The organism is Frigoribacterium sp. 9N, assembly GCF_902506305.1.
Classification (GTDB): Bacteria; Actinomycetota; Actinomycetes; order Actinomycetales; family Microbacteriaceae; genus Frigoribacterium.
Genome location: NZ_LR733391.1, coordinates 434,672 through 440,671, shown reverse-complemented (window position 1 = coordinate 440,671; position 6,000 = coordinate 434,672). Strand labels below are relative to the sequence as shown.

6 protein-coding genes are annotated in these 6,000 nt (G+C 71.9%); 3 read left to right on the top strand and 3 right to left on the bottom strand.

Annotated elements, in window-relative coordinates:
- The first annotated feature begins 30 nt into the window (after positions 1-30).
- The 3 genes from ARTHRO9V_RS02605 to ARTHRO9V_RS02595 all read left to right on the top strand — a co-directional run bounded on the left by ARTHRO9V_RS02605 (position 31) and on the right by ARTHRO9V_RS02595 (position 3,698).
- A complete protein-coding gene (locus tag ARTHRO9V_RS02605) occupies positions 31-798 on the top strand; it encodes an amino acid ABC transporter ATP-binding protein (protein WP_159825338.1) in 768 nt (255 codons plus the stop codon).
- A 186-nt stretch (positions 799-984) separates the two neighbouring features.
- Positions 985-2,760 carry a hypothetical protein gene (locus ARTHRO9V_RS02600; RefSeq protein WP_159825336.1) on the top strand — a complete coding sequence of 592 codons (1,776 nt, stop codon included), beginning with the start codon at positions 985-987 and terminating at the stop codon, positions 2,758-2,760.
- 68 nt (positions 2,761-2,828) lie between these two features.
- Positions 2,829-3,698: a family 16 glycosylhydrolase gene (locus tag ARTHRO9V_RS02595; RefSeq protein ID WP_159825334.1), complete on the top strand. Its 870-nt coding sequence runs from the start codon at positions 2,829-2,831 to the stop codon at positions 3,696-3,698.
- A 75-nt stretch (positions 3,699-3,773) separates the two neighbouring features.
- Here ARTHRO9V_RS02595 and ARTHRO9V_RS02590 read toward each other — a convergent pair whose 3' ends face one another.
- From ARTHRO9V_RS02590 to ARTHRO9V_RS02580, 3 genes are all read right to left on the bottom strand, one after another.
- A complete protein-coding gene (locus tag ARTHRO9V_RS02590) occupies positions 3,774-4,757 on the bottom strand; it encodes an intradiol ring-cleavage dioxygenase (protein ID WP_123570864.1) in 984 nt (327 codons plus the stop codon).
- Between the two features lie 351 nt (positions 4,758-5,108).
- Complete coding sequence (locus tag ARTHRO9V_RS02585; protein WP_123570721.1) at positions 5,109-5,348, bottom strand: hypothetical protein; 240 nt, start codon at positions 5,346-5,348, stop codon at positions 5,109-5,111.
- The gene (locus tag ARTHRO9V_RS02580) at positions 5,345-5,824 is read right to left on the bottom strand and encodes a hypothetical protein (RefSeq protein WP_123570720.1); all 480 of its coding nucleotides are present in this window, start codon (positions 5,822-5,824) and stop codon (positions 5,345-5,347) included. The genes ARTHRO9V_RS02585 and ARTHRO9V_RS02580 overlap by 4 nt, the downstream gene beginning before the upstream one ends.
- Positions 5,825-6,000: the final 176 nt, after the last annotated feature.

Here is a 6,000-nt window from a genome sequence, read left to right as displayed (position 1 = left end):
CCTCGCCCCCGCCACGTCTGGAGCCCCTCGATGACCACCCTCACCGCGCCTCCTGCCGTGCCCTCGGTCCAGACCGCCGGCGACCTCGAGATCCGGGGCCTGACCAAGGACTTCGGCGCCACCCGGGTGCTGCACGGCATCGACCTCGTGGTGCCCGCCGGTTCGACGACCTGCATCATCGGCCCCTCGGGGTCGGGCAAGTCGACGGTGTTGCGCTGCATCAACCGCCTCGAGGAGCCCTCGGGCGGCGAGGTGCTGCTCGACGGGACGGACGTGCTGCACGGCTCCGAGGACGCGCTGCGTCGTCGGGTCGGCATGGTGTTCCAGCACTTCAACCTGTTCCCGCACCGGACGGTGCTCGACAACATCGTGCTGCCGCTCCGCCGGGTCCGTCGGGTGTCGGCGGCCGAGGCCCGACGGGTCGCGCTCGAGCGCCTCACCGAGGTCGGGCTCGCCGAGAAGGCCGACGTACGGCCCGCGTCCCTCTCAGGAGGCCAGAAGCAGCGCGTCGCCATCGCCCGGGCCCTGGCGCTCGGCCCCGAGGTCATGCTCTTCGACGAGGCCACCTCGGCCCTCGACCCCGAGCTGGTCAAGGGCGTGCTCGCCCTGATGAAGGGCCTGGCCGGCGCGGGCATGACCATGGTCGTCGTCACCCACGAGATGGGCTTCGCCCGCGAGGCCGCCGACCAGGTCGTCTTCATGGACCGTGGCGTCGTCGTCGAGGCCGGGCCGCCGGCCCAGCTCTTCGACCACCCGCGCACCGACCGGCTGAAGACCTTCCTCGACCAGGTGCTCTGACCCGCAGGACCCGAGGAGGCGCGGTGCCGGCGTGACCGGCACCGCGCCTCCTGCAGTCTCCGCACTTTTCCCGCACCCCCCGTTCGCGTACTGGACAGGAGGGTCTTGTTTCGTCGTCGAGGCGGGCGTACGGTCCGAACGGGTGGCAAAGACGCCACCGGAGACGAGAAGATCATGCACAGACGGATGAGGACTCTGATCGCGGCGGGGGTCGCCGCGAGCGTCGTGGGGGCGGTGGTGCCCGCGCTCGCCGCGCAGTCGGCACCGACCGTGGCCACGAGCGACCGGCCGGACTTCGGCCCGAACGTGACCGTGTACGACCCGAGCGTGCCGGCCTCGACGATCCAGGCCGACATCGACGCGGCCTTCGACGCGCAGCTGCGCAACCCGACGGCGCAGTTCGGCGGCCAGCGCCACGCCTTCCTGTTCGAGCCCGGCACCTACGGCCGGGTCTTCGCGAACCTGGGCTTCTACACGGCGCTGCAGGGGCTCGGCAAGGACCCCGACGACGTCACGATCCGGGGTGCGGTCAACGTCGACTCCGGGTGGAACGCCGGCGACGAGAAGAACGCCACGCAGAACTTCTGGCGGTCGGTCGAGAACCTCGCCGTCGAGCCGGAGTCGGGCGTCGACCGCTGGGCCGTGTCGCAGGCGGCACCCATGCGTCGCGTCCACATCAGGGGAGACCTGACGATGGGGCCGTCGAACCAGGACGGCGGACAGGGCTACTCGTCGGGCGGCTACATCGCCGACAGCAAGGTCGACGGCACCGTCAGCTCGGGGTCGCAGCAGCAGTGGTACACGCGCGACTCGACCCTCGGCTCGTGGCAGGGCGGCAATTGGAACATGACCTTCTCGGGCGTGCAGGGCGCGCCCGCGAACGACTTCTCGAAGAGCTACACGACCCTCGCCACGACGCCGGTGACGCGCGAGAAGCCGTACCTCTACGTCGACGACGCGGGGGACTACCACGTGTTCGTCCCCGCGCTGCAGCGGGACTCGGCCGGGGTCACCTGGCCGGGCACCCCCGGCACCGACCTGCCGATGCGCGACTTCTTCGTCGCGCACCCGGGCGACTCGGCCGCGACGATCAACGGTGCCCTGGCGCAGGGCCTGAACCTGTTCTTCACGCCGGGCACCTACCCGCTCGACCAGGCGATCGAGGTCACGCGGGCCGACACCGTCGTCACGGGCATCGGGTTCCCGACGCTCGTCCCGACCAGCGGCGACGCGGTGCTGACCACGGCCGACGTCGCCGGGGTGAACGTCTCGGGGCTCGTCGTCGACGCCGGCACGCAGAACAGCGACCAGTTGATGCGACTCGGCACGACGGGCTCGCACGTCGACCACGCGGCGAACCCGCAGAGCGTGCAGGACGTGTACTTCCGCGTCGGCTCGAGCATCCAGGGCAACGCGACCACCACGCTGCAGGTGAACTCGGACGACACGATCATCGACCACATCTGGGCCTGGCGTGCCGACCACGGCGGCGCCCCCACGGGCTGGACGGTCAACCGCGGCGCGACCGGCGTCGAGGTGAACGGCGACGACGTCCTGGCCACCGGCCTGTTCGTCGAGCACTACCAGCAGTACCAGGTGGTGTGGAACGGCGAGCGCGGCCGCACGGTGTTCTTCCAGAACGAGCTGCCGTACGACGTGCCCGACAACGCCTCGTGGCAGAGCCCGACCGGCGAGGGCTGGGCGGCGTACAAGGTCGCGGACGGCGTGACGAGCCACGAGATCTGGGGTGGCGGCGTGTACTCGTTCTTCAACGCGAACCCGCAGGTGCGCCTGGCGCAGGCCTTCGAGGTGCCCCGGGTGCCGGGCGTGAAGGCCCACGGGGTGTTCACGGTCTCGCTCGGTGACGTCGGCACGATCTCGAGCGTCATCAACGGCGTCGGCGACTCGGTGCCGACGCCCGCGGGCAACACCGTCCCGAGCCGGGTGGTGACGTACCCGTGACCGGACGCCCTGACGTCACGAACCGACGCACGGACACGAACCGACGCACGACGACGAGCGGAGACACGATGAGGACCGACCAGCACCTGACGACACGCACCCTGACCCGTCGCACCCTGACGCGTCGCACCCTGACCGGCGTCGGTCTGGCCGCCGCCGCGGCGCTCGCCGCGACCACGGTCGCCGCCACGCCCGCCCCGGCCTCGGCCGAGACAGCCGCCCAGCAGGCGATCGTCTGGTCCCAGGAGTTCGACGGCGGCGCGGGCAGCGCCCCCGACCCCTCGGTCTGGAACCTCGAGACCGGTGGGGGCGGCTGGGGCAACGGCGAGCTGCAGAACTACACGAACTCGCGGTCGAACTCGGCCCTGGACGGCAACGGCAACCTCGTGATCACCGCGAAGCGCGAGGGCGACGGGTCGTACACCTCGGCCCGGCTGACCACGCAGGACAAGTACACGGCGCAGTACGGCCGGGTCGAGGCGCGCATCCAGATCCCGCGCGGCCAGGGCATCTGGCCGGCCTTCTGGATGCTCGGGGCCGACCTGCCCACGAACGCCTGGCCGAGCGCGGGCGAGATCGACATCATGGAGAACGTCGGCTTCGAGCCGCACCGCGTGCACGGCACCGTGCACGGCCCCGGCTACTCGGGCGGTGAGGGCCTGACCAGCACGTGGCAGCACCCGCAGGGCTGGTCGATCGCCGACGACTTCCACACCTTCGCGGTCGACTGGGCACCCGGCTCGATCACCTGGTCGGTCGACGGGCAGGTCTACCACCAGGTCACGCCGGCCAGCACGGGCGGCGACCCGTGGGTCTTCGACAAGCCCTTCTTCATCATCCTCAACGTCGCGGTCGGAGGTGCCTGGCCCGGCTATCCCGACGGCAGCACACCGCTGCCGCAGCAGATGAAGGTCGACTACGTGCGCGTCTACCAGTAGGCGACGACCCGAGGAGGCGCGGTGCGAGGAGGTCTCGCACCGCGCCTCCTTGCGTCGCCACGAGGTCTCGGCGGCTCAGCGCGAGCCGGGGGCGCCGCCGCCACCGGGTGCGGCGCCGGCGGTGGGTGTCGTGCCCGTGTCGACGCGGACGGTCAGCGCCAGCGCGTAGCCCGACGTCGCGTCGCCCGTCACCGACGGCAGCTGGAGTGCCCCGCTGTCGTCGCTGAAGACGTTGTCGTCGGCGAGGCTGACCCGCCCGAGGTTGGCCGTCGAACCGTCGTAGTCCGAGAGGGCGTAGACGGTCCGGCACGCGTCCTCGGGCAGGGCGAGCTGGGACGTCGCGATCGCGTTCGTCGAATCGGTGATCGACCCCACGTCGGGGTAGACCTCGAAGTGGATGTGCGGCCACCGCCCCGAGTAGCAGGCCGGGAAGACCGACGAGAAGGTCACCGTGCCGGAGGCGTCGGCGACCTGCACGCCGCGCAGGTAGGTCTCGCCCGTGATGCCGTCCGAGTACATCGAGTACCCGCCGGCCGCGTCGCAGTGCCAGACGTAGACGGCGACGTCGGCGAACGGCACGTCGCCGTTCGCCATGTCGAGCACCGTCATGCTCAGCGTGATCGGCACGCCCGCCGCGGTGGTGCCACCGTCGAGGCTCGATCGGATGTCGCTGCGCACGATGCCCGACCGCTCGAGCACGTCGGCTCCGTTCGAGCCGTCGCCCGGGTAGGGTCCGGCGGTCTCGTCGGGGATCTCGCCCGCCGGCAGCGTGGTGGCCGCGCCCGCGGAGGCGCTCGGGCTCGGCGACGCCGTGGCGGTCGAGGAGGCGCCGGTCCCGCCTGCCCCCGTGGCCGACGTGCAGGCGGCGAGCACGACGCTGCCCGCCCCGAGCCCGATCAGGCTCAGCACGCTGCGGCGCGAGACGAGCGTCCGCAGGTCGAAGGCGACGCCCTGGTCGACGACCTCGTCGTCGACGCGGTCGAGCAGTCGGCCCTCGTAGGCAGGGCCCTCGGGCGTGCGGTCGGGTTCGGGGATGCGGGTCGGGCGGGTGTCGCTCATGGTCACGCTCTCGGCTCGGGGCTGGTCGCCTCGGATGGGATCACCGTCATCCTGGAGCCCGTCCCGATGCGCCGGCCCTGCGCCTCCGATGAACCGCCCATGAAGGAGGCGCGGTGCGAGGAGGTCTCGCACCGCGCCTCCTTCCGTCGGCCGCACCTGCGGCCCGCCCGGGCACGAGAGAGGGGCACGGCCGCGGAAGAGTCCGTAGCCGTGCCCCAGATGCCGATGTTGTCGCATGAGCTTCACGGGCAGGGATGCAAGCAACACCGGCCAATGAAGACGCAAGAAAACGCCTTCGACCCGTGTGACGCTACGCCTCCGTCGGCGATCGTGTTCCCAGCTCGACGCGGGTCAGGCCGAGTTCTTGCCGCCGGCCGAACGGGACATGCCGCCCGCCTCGCCTCGAGGGGCCTCGTGTCGGCGTTCCGCCTCGGCCTGGGCACGGACCCCGGCCCCGGGGTCCGTGGCGTCGAGGCGGGCGGCGATCGCCCGGTCACGTCGTCCGCGCCGGACGACGCCGACGGCGGCCACGACGCCGACGGCGACGATCAGGCCGACGACGACGGCCGTGCTGACCTCCACGACGCTCACGGCGTCGGCACCCCCGACGAGACGACGACGATCACGGCGATGATCGACCCGAGCACGGTCAGCCCGAGGTAGAGCCAGAGCGGAGCGGCGCTGCCACCGACCCGGCGGCGCACGACGACGCTGCGGCCGATCAGGTAGACGAGCGGGCCGAGCAGGGCCCACGCCCAGGAGAAGGGTCGCTCCAGCCCGCGGGAGCGCAGCGTGCGGTGGTCGAGCCAGGCGAGCAGCACGATGCCGATCCAGAGCACGAACGAGGCGATCTGCACGACGCCCAGGTCACCGGCGTCGACGCCCGTCCGGCCCGGGACGGCCAGTTCGAGGGCGCGACGCATGGTCACGACCACGAGGCCCATCGCGATGATCGGCGAGAGGGCGATCGCGGTGACGAACGGCGTCGCCGTGAGGGCGATCCGTGGTTCGACCGGGGTCGTCCCCGCGCCGGTGTCGCCCTGGCCGAGGCCTCGGTGGTCGGTCACGATGTCCCCCTCGTTCCCGGAGGGGAGTGCCCCGTCCGTCGTCCGCCCGGACGTCTGGGTGCCGGACCTGTTCTCGACCCTACGACACCGACCGGTACGACCGACTCCCGCTGTGGACGGAGTGGGGGCCACCGGGGGATAACCCCCGCGCGGGTCCGTGGGTGCACGTGATGTTC

What these genes read in the sequence shown, in the direction of transcription:
- ARTHRO9V_RS02605 (WP_159825338.1), top strand. Translation starts at nt 31, where the DNA reads ATGACCACCCTCACCGCGCCTCCTGCCGTGCCCTCGGTCCAGACCGCC.
- ARTHRO9V_RS02600 (WP_159825336.1), top strand. Translation starts at nt 985, where the DNA reads ATGAGGACTCTGATCGCGGCGGGGGTCGCCGCGAGCGTCGTGGGGGCG.
- ARTHRO9V_RS02595 (WP_159825334.1), top strand. Translation starts at nt 2,829, where the DNA reads ATGAGGACCGACCAGCACCTGACGACACGCACCCTGACCCGTCGCACC.
- ARTHRO9V_RS02590 (WP_123570864.1), bottom strand. Translation starts at nt 4,757, where the DNA reads ATGAGCGACACCCGCCCGACCCGCATCCCCGAACCCGACCGCACGCCC.